Here is a 15,372-nt window from a genome sequence, read left to right as displayed (position 1 = left end):
GATTGAAACAAAACTTCTCCCCCATGGGTGTATTCGTAAGATAAGGGGTTTTTACCTACCCTTTCAGGGATTGAAACAAAACTTCTCCCCCATGGGTGTATTCGTAAGATAAGGGGTTTTTACCTACCCTTTCAGGGATTGAAACTCTTCACTTGGTTTATTATCTCTACTTGGTTTGTTAGTTTTTACCTACCCTTTCAGGGATTGAAACCATCAACTTCTACTTTTTCAAAAATCTCAAATTTTCCGTTTTTACCTACCCTTTCAGGGATTGAAACACAACTAGCATAGCAATCGTTTATACTTGCTTGGTATAGGTTTTTACCTACCCTTTCAGGGATTGAAACATAGCTAGCTTCAAAGACTTCGTAGATGAAGCTACCAGTTTTTACCTACCCTTTCAGGGATTGAAACGCTTCATATAGTGTTTCGAAGAGTTCAACTTCGTTCTTGAAGGAGTTTTTACCTACCCTTTCAGGGATTGAAATCGAGTTAACATAATTTTAAGAAGGAGTAAAAAAAGTTAAATAAACTCACCTCAATTCTAGAGTAAATGGATCCTGAACAAATTTACGTAAATTGACATTAGAAACAATCAAATTTGTACTATATTTTATAATTTCAACCTCAACAACTCCAGCTTCCATAGTATCACTTGAGAATCTTTGATCAAATATAAAGTTACCAAGAGAATAAAACATATACTTACCCTTGTAAATCTCATAGTTTTGGATAACATGGGGATGATGTCCTATTACTATATCTGCTCCTAAATCGATAAATTTTTTAGCAAGTTTTTCTTGAAACCTGTTATTTGTCTTTTTGTACTCTTCACCCCAATGAACACTAACTACCAAAAAATCTACATTACTCTTAAACAACGGTATTGTTTTAACTAAACTTTTCTCATCTATAACAGATAAACCCAAAGGTCTTTTACGAGTTGGTTTCAACTCCTTTAAAAATTCTGAAAAACCAAGAAAACCTATTCTCAAAACATTACTATAATTACTTTTGACAAAAATATATCCAATACTATTTGACAAATCAGCAATACCAAAAAAACCTATACCGTTAGAAGATAAAATGTTAATAGTATCAGTAAAAGCCTCATATCCCCAATCGTATATGTGATTATTCGCAAGATTCACTATACTAATACCAGAAGATTTTAACATACTAACAACATTTGTCTCAAACCTGAAGCTGTACTTTTTAGGTATCTGTTTTCCTCTATGAGATATAGGACCCTCTAGATTAACTACAAAAGCATCAAACCCCAACATATAGTTTGTTATATTTCTAACTAAACCTAAATAATCACCACCAAAATTTCTATATACACTTCTCTTAACCCCCCTATCAAGCATCAAATCTCCACCAAAAGCTAACCTAACTACTACCATGTCATCACCGCTACAACTATTAACAAAAAATATTGATAACAACAAGAAAACTAACCTAAAAAACATAATCCCAAATCTCCAAATTCCACTTATACAGGTCTTGGATTCGGATGATATCCATATATCATATTAATAAGTCTTTCTAAACCTACTAGTATATTTTCCTTCCTATTTGTAAGAGCAATTCTTACATATTGATTCGTCTTATTCTCCCCAAAATCCACCCCAGGCGTAATAGCAACAGAATACTCATATAAAAATCTCTTACTAAATTCATAAGAGTCCTTAGTGTATTTCGATAAGTCAAGGTAAATATAAAAAGCACCATCAATTTCATACCCTATCGAAAAACCAAATTTTTCAATATACTCTTTTGCAGATAAAAGCCTATCATAATATATCTTCGTATATTCATCAAACTCTTGTATACATTCATTTATGCATATATCAGCAAGTATCTGTGAAGGCGTAGAAGTAGAAATAACCACATTCTGAAGAAGCTTCTGAAGACTTTGAAGATATCTATCAGGTACTACAAGCCACCCTACCCTCCACCCAGGCATACAAAAGTATTTTGAAAAACCATTTGATATTATCAGATTCCCATTCCTCGAGAAATAACTAGCAACACTACTATTTTTCTTAGGTTTAGAAAACACAATCCCCTGATAAATCTCATCTACTATTAAAGGTATACCACTATCAAGAATATGTACCAAAATCTCCTCTCTTAACAGTACACCTGCAGGATTAGAAGGAGAAGCAACTATAAAACCTTTTGTTGACCTTGAAATAACATTATCAATATCCCCTATTGTAGGATTGAAATTGTTTTCTCTGTAAACATTCACTCTTACAATACTCCCCCCCAAATGGGTAATAAAGTTAGAATAACACGGATAAGAAGGATCAAAAATCACAAAGTCTCCACCATTATCCAAAAGAACAGATATCATGAGATATATACCAATTGAACTACCAGGTGTTATCACTATATTAGAAGGAGATATATCAACACCATATTCATTCAAGTAATATCTTGATATACTCTCTCGAAGCTTGTACAAACCTAAACTAGGAGTATATCCCATCTTATAGTTAGATAAATACTCATAAAGCTTTGCAGTAGCCTTCTGTGGTAAAGGTAAATCAGGCTCACCTATCTCAAGATGAATAACCTCAACTCCTTGTTTTTCCATCTCAACAGACTTCTCAAGTATATCCATCACTATGAAAGATTTAACTCTATCAATATTCATAGTAAGTATTTTCAGAATCACACCTCCAATCTAACAACTTATCACTACCAAAAACTTGAAAATAATACACACATTATTCAAATTTTTGGCATGCCTGAAAACTTAACTTTCTTCGCTAAAGATACTATAGAATGCCCTATATGCGGATATAACTTCCGAAGAGAAGAACTTATGAGCGGTGGCGGAAGACTAAATGCCGGCAAACTAACAGAAGAATTGAGAAGATTATATATTCCCACACAAAAGTGGGGAAAAGTAAATCCTCTTATATATCCCATAACTGTATGCCCTAATTGCTTGTACGCCGCATTCAAAGAAGATTTCATAAACAAGTACATAACCCCAGAGGATATATCAAGAATAGAAAGCTACCGAAAAGTCAGAGGAGAATATGCAATAGCTATAGTAGGTAGCATTAATTTCGAACAACCTAGAGACCTTAAACACGGACTCTTGAGTTATATCCTGGCCATAAGTTCGTACTCCTTCCAACATAAAAAATTAGCACCTTCTTTCAAAAAAGCAGTTTCCTCCCTAAGAGCAGCATGGCTCGCAGGAGATCTATTCGATGAAGAAAAAAAACCTGAATATGCAAGAATGCAACTAATCCTCTATAAAAAAGCACTTGAATTCTACACAACCTTCATCGAAAAACAGTCAAAAGGAGAAGAAACTATAGACGGAATAAAGTTTTTCGGACCTGACACAGATAAAGACTTTGGATTCGAAGGAGTATTGTATATTTACGCAGTACTAAAGTATAAACTTCTATTCACAGAAGAAGATATACAAAAAAAACTTCAAGCAATAGCAGAGTGCAAAAGATATATAGCTAAGTTTGTAGGTATAGGCAAAAAAAGCCCAAATAAACCAGCCGATGTACTAGAACTAGGAAGAGATTTATACGAAAAAATGTCAAAAGATGAAGAAGAACTACAAAAACAATTAGAACTCACAAGTTGACAATACTATCATGTTAGCATATAAAAAATCTACTTTTCACTAAAACCAATCAAAGGCTCAAATGAAGAAATGTAAACTCCATCAGAATAATCCTCAATTACAGTCTTATGGTACGGCAAAATAATATATCTAAATCCTTGCGGCATATTAAACCTCACTTTTCTCTTCGAAAGGTTTAAAAAACATACTATATCACCATTGTTACTCTCTATTTTCCAATACACAACCTTACGCTTAGACCTTACATATACAACCTTACCATTCAATATAATATCCCTAAACTTATCAAAAGTATCCTCTATATTGTGATAAACAGAATTTATGTAAGAATTGCTTTTCCAATTTAAAGGTTTATAAGAAATGTTTGCTTCAAAAAGTCCTGTAGTACCATCATTACTACCTATACACTCGTATTTAGGTCTGAAACCTTCTCCAGCACTACCAAACCTAGATAGGAAAAATCTAAGAAGTAAAACCTTTTCACCACCCTTAATCATAGGACTTCTGTCTATAACTGGATTTTCCGTATCGTGTGTATCAACAGCATAAGAAACTGAAATCTTTCTCCTTCTCTTGCTGTTAAATCTATGTAACTTAATAGAAAGCTTCAATACATTCTTTACATATTCTTTTGATATATCCTCCCATATATCACCACCAAGAATCAAATCAGCACCTATGCTATAGTAATTTTTGAAATCATCTCCCATCCTCTCAAAAAACATCCCAACATAAGGATACTCTTTCTTAACCTTTCTAACAACATAGTCTATAACCTTAGGAGTAAGTCTGTCAGAAATAGGATAATTAGGATCAGCACCTACAATACTATCAAATATGTGATCCGTAAAATCCCATCTTATGAAGTCAAAGCCATATTTCCTTATAATAGCAAGAGGTATTTTTGAAAAGAAATTTAAAACCTTCCTGTCAAGCTTAGGAGGATTCAAAGGATCAGGCAGAGAATTTATACCTAAATTGTCATAAAACTTGTAAGGAGATAAAAGCCCAAAAGCATGATCTCTATGATCTTCTCCCTTCATATTCTTATATGAAAACTCCGGATAATTTTTATCATAAACATAATGCGAAAACTCTGGTAAACCAACACCATTCCAAGTATGAGTAGGTATAGTCCATAAGCCATTTTGCATAAGTTCAGAAATAACTTCCGCATGAGCAGTTCTTATTGCCCCAACATCACCCTTAGAAAACGACCTTAAACCATATTTCCCTAAAACTTTTTTCACAATTCTCCTTACCTCAGAATGAATTTTCTTTTGATAATCACTCGATAGTTGCTCTCTCTGAGATAAATTGTCAGCAAGTCTTATAGTCCCATCAGAATACCTCTGCAGCTTTATCCACCTGAAGTATTCTGGATATTCAAGAGCAACCCTAGAAAATTGAGAAGTATGAGGCTCTAAATCAAACCCAACAACCTTACCCAAAAGATGAGCAGTCTCAACGAAAAACCTAACTTGTTCTTTCGCAGGTATCAATGACAAATAAAACTTGTTAATAAAATCATCAGATATAACCCATAAACAATCAATAGCATACAGTATCTTAAAAGCATGATCAAAAAAGGGTGATAGATGAATCCCATCAACCCTAAGAGTAGGTATAACCCTAGTCGCACTTATAAAATCTCCAGTCCTATTAACCCCAACAGCTCTTACATTCAAGTAACACAACGAAACCCTAGAAAACCAATTAGAATCCCTATAAGAAGAAACCGGAGATGAAACATTACCCCTATCATTAAAAACTTTCTTGAGAAACAAAGCAAATGAATACATTGGTATACTCAGAGCCTCTGCCGGTTTCATCTTTATATACCCATACTCGTAGTAACTCTCGTAAAGTAAATTAGCAAGTTTTTCTAACTCATCATGGGCTAAACCTTTATCCTCCGCCTCAGACCTTGAAAGCAATAAAACTCTCTCAAGTATATCCCTATACTCCATACAACACCCCAAATAGGAAGTTTATTTTAATGAAAATAAAAACATATTGTCTACCTTATAAAATTACACAAAAATTTGTTTCTCATCCCATACCAAAAAACATGAATAAATCACAATCCCTTAAAAAAAATTTGACTAAATCAGTATGAATTAATTATATTAGTTATCAAAATAAGGAGGATAACATGAAGAGAATAATATTTTCTACAATATCCTTGACAATTTTGCTAAGTTTATCTTTTGCTCAAGCAAAGGTAAATGTAGATGGCGTAATACAAGACAAAGAATATACATCTGTTTATAATGTTGATAAAGATTTCAAGTTCCATATCTCCAGTGACGCAAAAAATGTCTACGTTGGTCTTGAATCAAACTCTAAAGGTTGGGTTGCCATAGGTTTTGGATCACCAGTTATGGATAAATCAATTATGTTTATAGGGTATTTTAACAAAGATAAAAACAAGTTTGAAGTAGAACAAACAATAGGAGTAAAACATAACCATCCTAAAGCTGAGAAAAACGAGGTTATCAGTTCCGCAGGTAAAAGAGAAAATAACAAAACTACTGTTGAATTCGTAATACCCAAAAAGATAGGTAATCTAACTCTACAAGGAGAAGTTGACGTAATATGGGCATATTCAGTAAGTGATTCCATTAAATCATACCATTCAAAGAGAGGTGCTACCAAGGTTAAATTCTAAGTATTTATTAAAAAATGGAATTTTGTCTATCTAAAGAATCAATATCTAAATCACTTAAAGAGGTAAGTAAAATGTTTACCTCCTTAAAACACAACTGTTATAAGCTCCTTAATTCACTTAGGTATACAAAAGACCTTATCAAAACTTAAGATCAACAACATCTTTAGAATATACAAGCCAAAAATCTAGCCCCTTTCAATAACAATTAAGCTATGTTTTCATAAACTTAAATAGTCTTGAAAAACTCAACAAAATCATTAAATTTTTGACAATGTGATAAAATTAACTTTTAACCTAAGTAATCATAAAATCTCACAATCTTTGATTTTTGCTGTTGTAACAGCTATAATATCCACAAATACTTCAATGGGATTAAGAATACTACACTTAACAGATTTACACATAGATAACATAAACCTTTTCGCCAAAAATTATTCGAGGAATATCAAGATGTTACAAAAAAACATTAATATACTATCTCCAAACGTAGTTATTGTATCTGGCGACATAGTAGAATTTGGTGAAGGAATATTTGCCAAAGCAAATTATGAAATTTTGAATAACTTATTCTACTACTCAAATGGTAATTTCTACTTCGATAAAGACCTAAAAATACCACTTTACTTTGTTCCTGGTAACCATGAATACGAAACCATGTTAAAGTTATCATCTACGGATATACCTAATTACAGAAAGTTTATAGGTAGCAATTTTGTAAATTATTATATTGACATACAGGATGTTAGACTTATATTTCTCGATACTGGTTATGACTACTATTTTTCTCTTTTCTCGCATAATTCGATATTACCTGATCCTGAAAGCGTTGGACTTTTTCAAAATCAACTAGACTTCCTTGAAAGAGCACTTAAGACATCCAGTAATATAAACATAATCATTACACATCATCCTTATCTAAATCCACAAAATGGAATACAAGAAGGAGTATTCAAATTCGGTAGAGATGAATTCCAAAGACTTATGCACACGTACAATGTATCACTAATACTTTCAGGACACACTCACAAAAATAGAGTTTTCGATAGCAAAACAAATCTCGTAACATCTTTTCCGCTAATAGCAAAAGAAAGAGAAACATATCATATACAAACAGGTTCAATTGGCAAAGATGGATACTATAGAATGATCGAAATAAAAAACAAAACTGTAATAATCTACGATTCCGAAAATTGCGAAGATTACCTAACAATACAAGAAGAAAAGATACCATTTGCAGCTGAAGCAGAATAAAATTTTCTTATTCAAAGCTTATTTAGCAAAATTAAGCATAATATGAGACACTCTAAAACCCACTTTCAAAAGTGTATTAACCATAGCGTAATTGTGCGATGGAACTAAACATTCAATAAAATCATATCCCTTCGGGATATCTTTTATCATGTTAACTACAAGACTATAACCAATACCATTCCTAGTATACTCTTTATCAACAAAAAGATCAAATATCCTATAAACCACTACTTGCTTACTGGAAATTCTAGACAACAGTGAGGATAAAGAAAAATCTTCTTTTATAGCACCATACCCCACACTTTTACCATTAAAAAATGCTACGTAAACTCTAAATATGTTTGGGTTACTCTGTATTGAGGTATGATAGTTATACAAAATATCATCCTTTAGTTTATCTTCTATTCTACTATCAAATAAGCACTGTATAGGATAATTCTTCGGATCAAAATTCTTGCTCCTAATCCTGATAAGTTCATCAAAATCTTTTACATTTACCACCCTAACTACTTTTACACTATCATTCGTTTTATCCATATTTACAGAACCGTAAAATCTCAAAGTGGTAAAAGAAGATGTATATTTAAAACCAAACTTCTGGTATATTCCTGTTGCTGGAAGATTATCTACATCGGTACTAACTTCAACTATATCTCCTTTGCGTTTCTTAACATAATCAAGAAAATACGACAAAAGCTGAGAACCTACTCCTTTTCTCTGATAATCTTTATCAACACCAAATAGCTTGATCTTATAGTATCCCCTCGATGTCAACTTTGTCAAAACTTTATCAAAAGACCACGATAAAAAACCTATAATCCTGTTACCACTTACTGCTATAAAGGTAGATGTAGCATTCTCTAGTATTCCTATAGAAACTTTGTGTACATTCTCTCTACCTATAAGTTTTAGAGCATTTTCGTCTACTCTAAAAGATGACAAATCGAATATGTCTTTAGTTATCTCAACAACCTTGTCATAGTCACTAGGTTTTATTTCAGTTATGTATATCTTTGATAACACACTATAAATTTTAAGTCTAACAAACAACTTATTTCATCTATCAACTTATATCTCGTAAATAATCCTATTATGACCTGATATTTTGGATTTATATAGTGCTTTTTCAACATTTGAAATAATAGACTGAACATCTTTTCCATCTTCAGGATAAGTTTGTATTCCCATACTCAAAAATAAACCAAATATCAATCCAGATGTTGACATAACTGATGAAGATATTTCTGACAAAAGCCTCCTTGCGAAAAGTAATGCTCCTTTCTTATTTGTTTCTGGCAGAATTATACCGAATTTACTTACACTGAATTTAAAAGCTATATCTTCTGCTCTCTTTGAATTCTTAACAATAGTACTCACATCAACAAGTATTTTAATAGCAATATTAGTATTCCCTGATAGAGATATACTCTCAAGCCCATTCACTTGAAATAATATTATTGAAAAAAAATGATTATGCCTCTGAGATCTATTTAGTTCCCTTTTAACAAAATCTTCAAAGTACGACCCCCTATAAAGCCCCGTTATGAAATCTTGAAGAACACTATTCTTTATCTTTTCTGTTAACACGAGATCAACAACAGATGGATTCCTCAAGTAATTTTTAACTCTAAACATATAGTCAACAACAGTAGCACTTATATGAATATTTCTACCTATCGATGAAACCATATCCTTATGATACTTTTCTATTTCATTCCACAAAGCCTCAGATAGCTCCTCATCAAACTGAATACCCGTAAGAAGAAACAAAAGTTTCTGAAAAAACTTATTATCCTTAACTTTTTTTCTTACGTTATGTATCTCCTTAATCTGATCGCTCGAAGAAAAAATAGCCTTATAAAGTTCAAGAATTGTCCTATCTTCAGTTTCAGTTACAAGTGGAGATTTGTAGTAGTTATGATTTGACAAAAAAACTTTCATAGATTTACCTCAAAAAAACATGCATAAGTATTATTGATAGCAGAAATTTCTTTCAAGACAGTTATAATTTAATTCAACACGTTTCAATAAGTTACTCTTTTCTAACGATATTGTTTATATTTATCACACGTATGGAACATAAGTACCGAATTCTAGTTATAGATGACGAACCAGAAGTGTTAATATCTATAAAAAACATCCTCCAAGATGAGTTTGAAGTTAAAATATCCAAAGAACTTAAAACCTCACTAATACAAGATATATTACCAGACGTTATACTAGTTGATCTAAAGTTAGGAAACAAAGATGGTAAAGAGATAATAAAATTCGTCAAAGAAAATGGAATAAAGTCTCAAGTAATAGTAATATCAGCACACTCTGAAATAGACAACATAGTAGATAGTATTAAATTAGGTGCATTTGATTTTATAGAGAAACCTATATCTCCAACCAGACTAAAAGTATCCATTAAAAACGCACTTGAAAATCTAAGACTAAAAAAACTGTTAGACACAAAACTTATAAGTGAAAACATAATCACCCAAAGTCCCAAAATGAAAAACATCATTAAACTTGTTGAAAAATCAGCTACTACTAGTTTTCCTGTCTTGATACTGGGAGAATCAGGAACAGGAAAAGAAAGAATAGCATCTCTAATTCATAATTTAAGTAAAAGGAGAGATAAGGAATTTGTGAAAATAAACTGCTCTGCTATACCATCAGAACTTTTTGAATCTGAATTGTTTGGACATGAAAAAGGATCATTCACAGGTGCCTATCAAAGCAAAAAAGGTAAATTTGAAATAGCAAACGAGGGGACCCTATTTCTAGATGAAATAGGAGATTTATCTCTAGATCATCAAGCAAAACTTTTAAGAGCAATAGAATATGGAGAAATTACAAAAATAGGTGGTAGAGAAACTATAAAAGTTGATGTAAGAATTCTATCAGCCACAAACAAAAATCTTGAAAACATGGTTGAAAACAAAACCTTCAGAGATGACTTGCTATATAGGATAAACGTAATTACAATACACCTACCACCTCTCAGAGAAAGGAAAGAAGATATAAGACTCTTAGCAGAATTCTTTCTAAACGAAACAAACCAAAAAGAAGGTTTACCTCTCAAAATTTTATCAGAAGAAGCACTAAAAATGCTAGAAGACTATAATTATCCCGGAAATATAAGAGAACTCAAAAATATCATCCAAAGACTAGTTGTATTATCAGAGAAGGAAGTAATAACCAAAGAAGATGTTGAAAAAGTACTAAGTACATTCACAGATAACAAGAAACAAGAGAAAATAATGTTAATCTTATCAAATCCACTACCACCTAATGTAGCAAGAGAAGAATTTGAAAAGATTTATATCAAATATCATCTCGATAAGAATAAAAATAGCATTTCAAAAACTGCCTATTCTCTAGGAATACTCCCTAATAACCTATTGAGAAGAATGAAAGAACTAGGTCTAAAATAGTATTACAATCTTGAGCAAGAATTATTTTTGGCATATTGAGAGGCTTTAAGAGCATTATTTAAAATTCCTTTTCAAAACTATTCATTTCTCGGAGGAGGTTATGATTGATTTTGTTGATGAAATAAGATCTAAGCTTGAAGGAATGGAAGGAAGTCTTGTTTTTCCTGAAGCTAACGATACCAGAGTAATAAAAGCTGTTGACATGCTAACAAGAGAGAAATTCAATCTAAGGATAATCTTACTTGGAAATCCAGATGAAATTAGTAAAATAGGAGAGGAGATTGGAGTTGATGTTTCAAGGTTTGAGATAATTGATTGGAAACAATCAGAATGGATTGAAGATTTTTCTGATGAATTCTATAAACTAAGAGAACATAAAGGAGTTTCAAGAAATGACTGCAATAAGTACATAACAAGCAATGTTAATGCTTTTGGTGCAATGATGGTTAGAAAAGGTATAGTTGATGGCATGATTTCAGGTAGCTTAAGCCCTACTTCTGATGTTATAAGAGCAGGTATATGGATAGTTCAACCCAAAAAAGGTATAAAAACAGTATCAAGTTTCTTTATCATGGTTTCTCCTGATGAAAGTATAGGCGATGGGGGTAGAATGGTATTTTCAGATTGTGCCCTTGTTGTTGATCCAACACCAGAACAACTAGTAGATATAACTATCAATGCAGCAAACGCAGCAAAATTCTTTCTAAACTCTGACCCCATGGTTGCTCTACTCTCTTATTCAACATATGGTAGTGGAGCAGGCCCCTCCGTCGATAAAGTAAGACAAGCAGTTAAAATACTAAAAGAGAAAAATGTTGACTTTAAGTTTGATGGAGAAATGCAATTTGATGCCGCGATATCTTCAACTGTTGCTAATATCAAATGCCCCAACTCGGAAGTTGCAGGCAAAGCAAATACATTCATATTCCCCAACCTTGATGCAGGTAATATAGGCTATAAAATAGCACAAAGAATAGGAAAAATGAAAGCATACGGCCCTGTTTTGGTAGGACTTAGCAAGCCTGTAAATGATTTATCAAGAGGTTGCTCCGTTGAAGATATATATGTAATGGCTTTAATGACGTTACTACAGGTAAAAGAACACATCTAAACAAATTCTTTTCGTTAACCAAGACTAAAATATAAACACAAACAAAACCTCCAAGCTCAAAAAAGCCGTAAAATTAACATTTATATAAGTCAATAGATTATTCGAAGACAAATACTTTTTAGTGAGTAGGATTAAATTTGTTTACTTCCTCAAGTAAAAAGTCCAGTATCTCATCGTTATTAAGACGTTTGTAAATTTTCCCATTTTTGTATGCAACAGATCCACTCTTGCCACACGAAACACCTATATCTGCATCCATTGATTCCCCCGGCCCATTAACAACACACCCCATTATAGCAACCTTAACCTTTTTTCTTAGATTTTTAACTTTTTCTTCAAATTTATTAGTCAATTCAATTATATTAACATCCGCTCTTGCACACAAAGGGCAAGAAACAACATCAACATAAGTTGGTTTATATCCAAACTGTTGTAGTATTGCTATACCTATCTCAACTTCTTTTGCAGAATCACCTGTTAGCGAAACTCTTATAGTATCTCCTATACCTTCCATGAGAAGTGTACCTATTCCTATAGTACTCTTTATAGTTGATCTAAATTCTGTACCTGCTTCCGTTACACCCAAATGTAAAGGATAATCACATTGCTTGGCAATTAGTCTATACGCCTCAACCATAGTTATTACATCATTATGCTTTACAGATATAACTATATCATAAAACCCCAAATCTTCGAGTATTCTAACATGTCGAAATGCAGAATCAACAAGAGCTTCGGCTGTAGGTTTTGGATACTTTGTTCTATCTATTGAACCAGCATTTACACCTATTCTTATCGGTATTCCATTATCCTTACAAGCTCTAACTACTTCTTCAACTTTCCATTTCTCTTTTATGTTTCCTGGATTAAGTCTTATTTTATCCGCTCCACTCTTAATAGCTTCAAGTGCTATCTTATAATCAAAATGTATATCAGCAACTATAGGAACTTTCACATGTTTTTTTATTTCTTTTATTGCTCTTGCAGACTCTATATCAGGCATTCCAAGTCTTACAATATCAACACCAGCCTCTTCACATTTCTTTATTATATCGACAGTTTCCTTTATGTTTGTTGTCTTACTTGTTGGCATTGTTTGAACTGTTACTGGAGCATCCCCACCTATATACTTATCTCCAACTCTTACCCTTCTACTTTTTCTTCTCTCTATCATAATCACACTCTCATCTCAAATTCTTTAATAGTTTTTAAATCTATAAAAAACTCTTCTACTTTTCAAGCTTTAGCCAAAAGACAATGCTTGAAACAACAAAAACTCAATCGTATATCCCATCAAATTAAATTTCACATATTTGAATTCAGAAAGTTAGTATAAATATCATTCTAATTATGGATGAAGAACAACTTCTCAGGTGGAATAAAATAATAGAAAGTACACCACCTTTACCCTTTATAGTTAGCACACTACTCAAAAAACTTGAAGATCCTGAAGCAAGCATCAGAGAGATAGAAGAAACTCTCGAGAAAGAACCTCTACTCGTAGCAAAAGTACTCAAGATGGCAAACTCTGCATACTATGGTTTTCCAAGAAGTATAACAACTGTCAGAGAAGCAATAATAGTGTTAGGGCTTAACACAATAAGGAGTATCGCTTTAGCAATATCAATAAAATCAATTATGAATGTTGACGTCTCAGGATATTGGTTTTCTTCAATCAAAGGACTCTGGGAACACTCACTACTTACTGCGGGTGGAGCAAGGGTAATAGCTAAAAAACTCAGACTTAGTGACCCAGAAAAATACTTTGTAGGAGGATTATTGCACGATATAGGAAAAATAATATTGAGTAGTATAACCAAGGAATACAAAGTACAATTCCTGAAAAATTTTCTCTTTTACAACAAAACCATATCCCAAAGTGAAGAGGAAGTAATAGGAATCTCTCACAATACTATAGGTAACATGCTAGCAAATTATTGGAACTTACCACAGTTTATCTCAGATATAATACTTTATCATGATAACCCGTTTGACGCACCCGAAGAAATAAGAAAAGATATAGTTGTAATATCAACCGCTAATGAACTTTCATATAACTTTATACCAGAAAATCTAGTAGAAATAGGTGTTAGTGAAAAAAGGAACAAAAGAGCAGATGAATACCTAAAATACCTAGGAATACCAAACGAAAGGGAATCAATTATAAAAACAATGGAAAAGATGCTCGAAATATCCCCGGAGGTTTAGGATGAAAAACATTGAAGAACTCAGAAAAAACATAGAAAAAATCGATGACGAAATACTATCACTAATAAAGAGAAGAGTTGAAATAGCAGTAAGGATAGGAGAAGAAAAAAAGAAAAACGGTTTGAATATATATGACCCTAATAGAGAAAACGAAATTATAGATAAAATAAAATTCAAATCCCAAGAAATGGGACTTCCATATGACTATATAGAAGACATTTTTTTACTAATAATGTCAATGACCAGAAATATCCAAGAAAGAATTAGTATTGCACTGCTTGGCCCTGAAGGAACATTCTCTGAAATAGCAGTAACAAGAAGATTTGGTTATGATGTTGAGAAGATTTACGCTAAAAACATTTCAGATATCTTTAGAGAAGTCTCAAAAGGTAAGGCTAATGTAGGTGTAGTACCAATAGAAAATTCTTATAATGGGGTAGTTGCTCAAACTCTTGATAACTTCGTTGATTCTCATCTTAAAATAATGGGCGAGATTTTCTTAAGAGTACACCACTCACTTCTTTCAAAGGAAGACAATATATCAAAAATAAAAACACTGTACTCACATCCTCAAGCATTGGGGCAATGTAAAGAATGGATAGAAAATAATTTAAGTAACGTAGAAATAATCGAAACAAGTAGCACATCAGAGGCAACAAAGATAGCATCAACAAAACCTCAATCAGGAGCAATAGGAAACGAAATTCTCTCAAAAAAATACAACCTAAAAATACTTGCAAAAAATATCGAAGACGATCCTATGAACACAACAAGATTCTGGATAATAGGCGAAGAAAGTGTAAATATGACAGGAGATGACAAAACTACTATATTATGCTATATAAATGATAAACCTGGAGCACTATTTGATCTCATCAAACCTTTCAAAGATATGAATGTAAACATGACGAAAATCGAATCAAGACCTTCAAGAATAAAACTCTGGGATTACTTATTTTTCATTGACTTCGAAGGACACACTCAAGATCACAAAATACAGAAATTACTTACAGAAGTTGAAAAAAACGCATCATTATTAAAGATATTGGGCTCTTACCCAAAAGGAATAGTATTGGAGTAA

General features: G+C 32.4%; 13 protein-coding genes and 1 CRISPR repeat array. Of the genes, 7 read left to right on the top strand and 6 right to left on the bottom strand.

The window, feature by feature from the left end:
- Positions 1-47: 47 nt before the first annotated feature.
- Positions 48-488: direct repeats of the CRISPR family, unit length 30 nt; unit sequence GTTTTTACCTACCCTTTCAGGGATTGAAAC.
- 45 nt (positions 489-533) lie between these two features.
- Together N2712_06185 and N2712_06180 are read right to left on the bottom strand one after the other, a co-directional pair.
- A complete protein-coding gene (locus N2712_06185) occupies positions 534-1,472 on the bottom strand; it encodes a CapA family protein (protein ID MCX8029567.1) in 939 nt (312 codons plus the stop codon).
- A 23-nt stretch (positions 1,473-1,495) separates the two neighbouring features.
- The gene (locus tag N2712_06180; GenBank protein ID MCX8029566.1) at positions 1,496-2,665 is read right to left on the bottom strand and encodes an aminotransferase class I/II-fold pyridoxal phosphate-dependent enzyme; all 1,170 of its coding nucleotides are present in this window, start codon (positions 2,663-2,665) and stop codon (positions 1,496-1,498) included.
- Between the two features lie 90 nt (positions 2,666-2,755).
- Here N2712_06180 and N2712_06175 point away from each other — a divergent pair, with 90 nt between their 5' ends.
- Positions 2,756-3,628: a DUF2225 domain-containing protein gene (locus N2712_06175; GenBank protein MCX8029565.1), complete on the top strand. Its 873-nt coding sequence runs from the start codon at positions 2,756-2,758 to the stop codon at positions 3,626-3,628.
- A gap of 29 nt (positions 3,629-3,657) precedes the next feature.
- Here N2712_06175 and N2712_06170 read toward each other — a convergent pair whose 3' ends face one another.
- On the bottom strand, positions 3,658-5,598 hold the full coding sequence (locus N2712_06170; GenBank protein ID MCX8029564.1) for a hypothetical protein: 1,941 nt from the start codon (positions 5,596-5,598) through the stop codon (positions 3,658-3,660).
- Between the two features lie 185 nt (positions 5,599-5,783).
- Here N2712_06170 and N2712_06165 point away from each other — a divergent pair, with 185 nt between their 5' ends.
- Positions 5,784-6,299 carry a DOMON domain-containing protein gene (locus N2712_06165; protein ID MCX8029563.1) on the top strand — a complete coding sequence of 172 codons (516 nt, stop codon included), beginning with the start codon at positions 5,784-5,786 and terminating at the stop codon, positions 6,297-6,299.
- A 273-nt stretch (positions 6,300-6,572) separates the two neighbouring features.
- The gene (locus N2712_06160; protein MCX8029562.1) at positions 6,573-7,550 is read left to right on the top strand and encodes a metallophosphoesterase; all 978 of its coding nucleotides are present in this window, start codon (positions 6,573-6,575) and stop codon (positions 7,548-7,550) included.
- 18 nt (positions 7,551-7,568) lie between these two features.
- Here N2712_06160 and N2712_06155 read toward each other — a convergent pair whose 3' ends face one another.
- On the bottom strand, positions 7,569-8,573 hold the full coding sequence (locus tag N2712_06155; GenBank protein MCX8029561.1) for a GNAT family N-acetyltransferase: 1,005 nt from the start codon (positions 8,571-8,573) through the stop codon (positions 7,569-7,571).
- Positions 8,574-8,618: 45 nt separating this feature from the next.
- Entirely contained in the window at positions 8,619-9,491 is an 873-nt protein-coding gene (locus tag N2712_06150) for a GGDEF domain-containing protein (protein ID MCX8029560.1), read from the bottom strand.
- 131 nt (positions 9,492-9,622) lie between these two features.
- On the opposite strand from N2712_06150, the gene N2712_06145 reads away from it, so the two are divergent.
- Entirely contained in the window at positions 9,623-10,972 is a 1,350-nt protein-coding gene (locus tag N2712_06145) for a sigma-54 dependent transcriptional regulator (GenBank protein MCX8029559.1), read from the top strand.
- 100 nt (positions 10,973-11,072) lie between these two features.
- A complete protein-coding gene (pta, locus tag N2712_06140) occupies positions 11,073-12,083 on the top strand; it encodes a phosphate acetyltransferase (GenBank protein MCX8029558.1) in 1,011 nt (336 codons plus the stop codon).
- A gap of 118 nt (positions 12,084-12,201) precedes the next feature.
- Here the strand turns inward: pta and ispG are convergent, their stop codons facing one another.
- A complete protein-coding gene (gene ispG / locus N2712_06135) occupies positions 12,202-13,257 on the bottom strand; it encodes a flavodoxin-dependent (E)-4-hydroxy-3-methylbut-2-enyl-diphosphate synthase (GenBank protein MCX8029557.1) in 1,056 nt (351 codons plus the stop codon).
- A 176-nt stretch (positions 13,258-13,433) separates the two neighbouring features.
- Between ispG and N2712_06130 the strand changes: the two genes are divergently transcribed.
- Both N2712_06130 and pheA read left to right on the top strand, forming a co-directional pair.
- Positions 13,434-14,291 (top strand): HDOD domain-containing protein, encoded by an 858-nt coding sequence (locus tag N2712_06130; GenBank protein MCX8029556.1) that lies wholly within the window; start codon positions 13,434-13,436, stop codon positions 14,289-14,291.
- Position 14,292: 1 nt separating this feature from the next.
- Entirely contained in the window at positions 14,293-15,372 is a 1,080-nt protein-coding gene (gene pheA / locus N2712_06125) for a prephenate dehydratase (GenBank protein MCX8029555.1), read from the top strand.

This window comes from Brevinematales bacterium, from assembly GCA_026415355.1.
Lineage (GTDB): Bacteria > Spirochaetota > Brevinematia > DTOW01 > DTOW01 > SKYB106.
This window is presented reverse-complemented; position numbering and strand designations above follow the sequence as displayed.

Excerpts from the sequence above, each read along its gene's own strand:
- N2712_06170 (MCX8029564.1), bottom strand. The coding sequence starts at position 5,598 with ATGGAGTATAGGGATATACTTGAGAGAGTTTTATTGCTTTCAAGGTCT.
- N2712_06130 (MCX8029556.1), top strand. The coding sequence starts at position 13,434 with ATGGATGAAGAACAACTTCTCAGGTGGAATAAAATAATAGAAAGTACA.
- N2712_06185 (MCX8029567.1), bottom strand. The coding sequence starts at position 1,472 with ATGTTTTTTAGGTTAGTTTTCTTGTTGTTATCAATATTTTTTGTTAAT.
- ispG (MCX8029557.1), bottom strand. The coding sequence starts at position 13,257 with ATGATAGAGAGAAGAAAAAGTAGAAGGGTAAGAGTTGGAGATAAGTAT.
- pta (MCX8029558.1), top strand. The coding sequence starts at position 11,073 with ATGATTGATTTTGTTGATGAAATAAGATCTAAGCTTGAAGGAATGGAA.
- N2712_06175 (MCX8029565.1), top strand. The coding sequence starts at position 2,756 with ATGCCTGAAAACTTAACTTTCTTCGCTAAAGATACTATAGAATGCCCT.
- N2712_06180 (MCX8029566.1), bottom strand. The coding sequence starts at position 2,665 with ATGAATATTGATAGAGTTAAATCTTTCATAGTGATGGATATACTTGAG.
- N2712_06150 (MCX8029560.1), bottom strand. The coding sequence starts at position 9,491 with ATGAAAGTTTTTTTGTCAAATCATAACTACTACAAATCTCCACTTGTA.
- N2712_06165 (MCX8029563.1), top strand. The coding sequence starts at position 5,784 with ATGAAGAGAATAATATTTTCTACAATATCCTTGACAATTTTGCTAAGT.
- N2712_06145 (MCX8029559.1), top strand. The coding sequence starts at position 9,623 with ATGGAACATAAGTACCGAATTCTAGTTATAGATGACGAACCAGAAGTG.
- pheA (MCX8029555.1), top strand. The coding sequence starts at position 14,293 with ATGAAAAACATTGAAGAACTCAGAAAAAACATAGAAAAAATCGATGAC.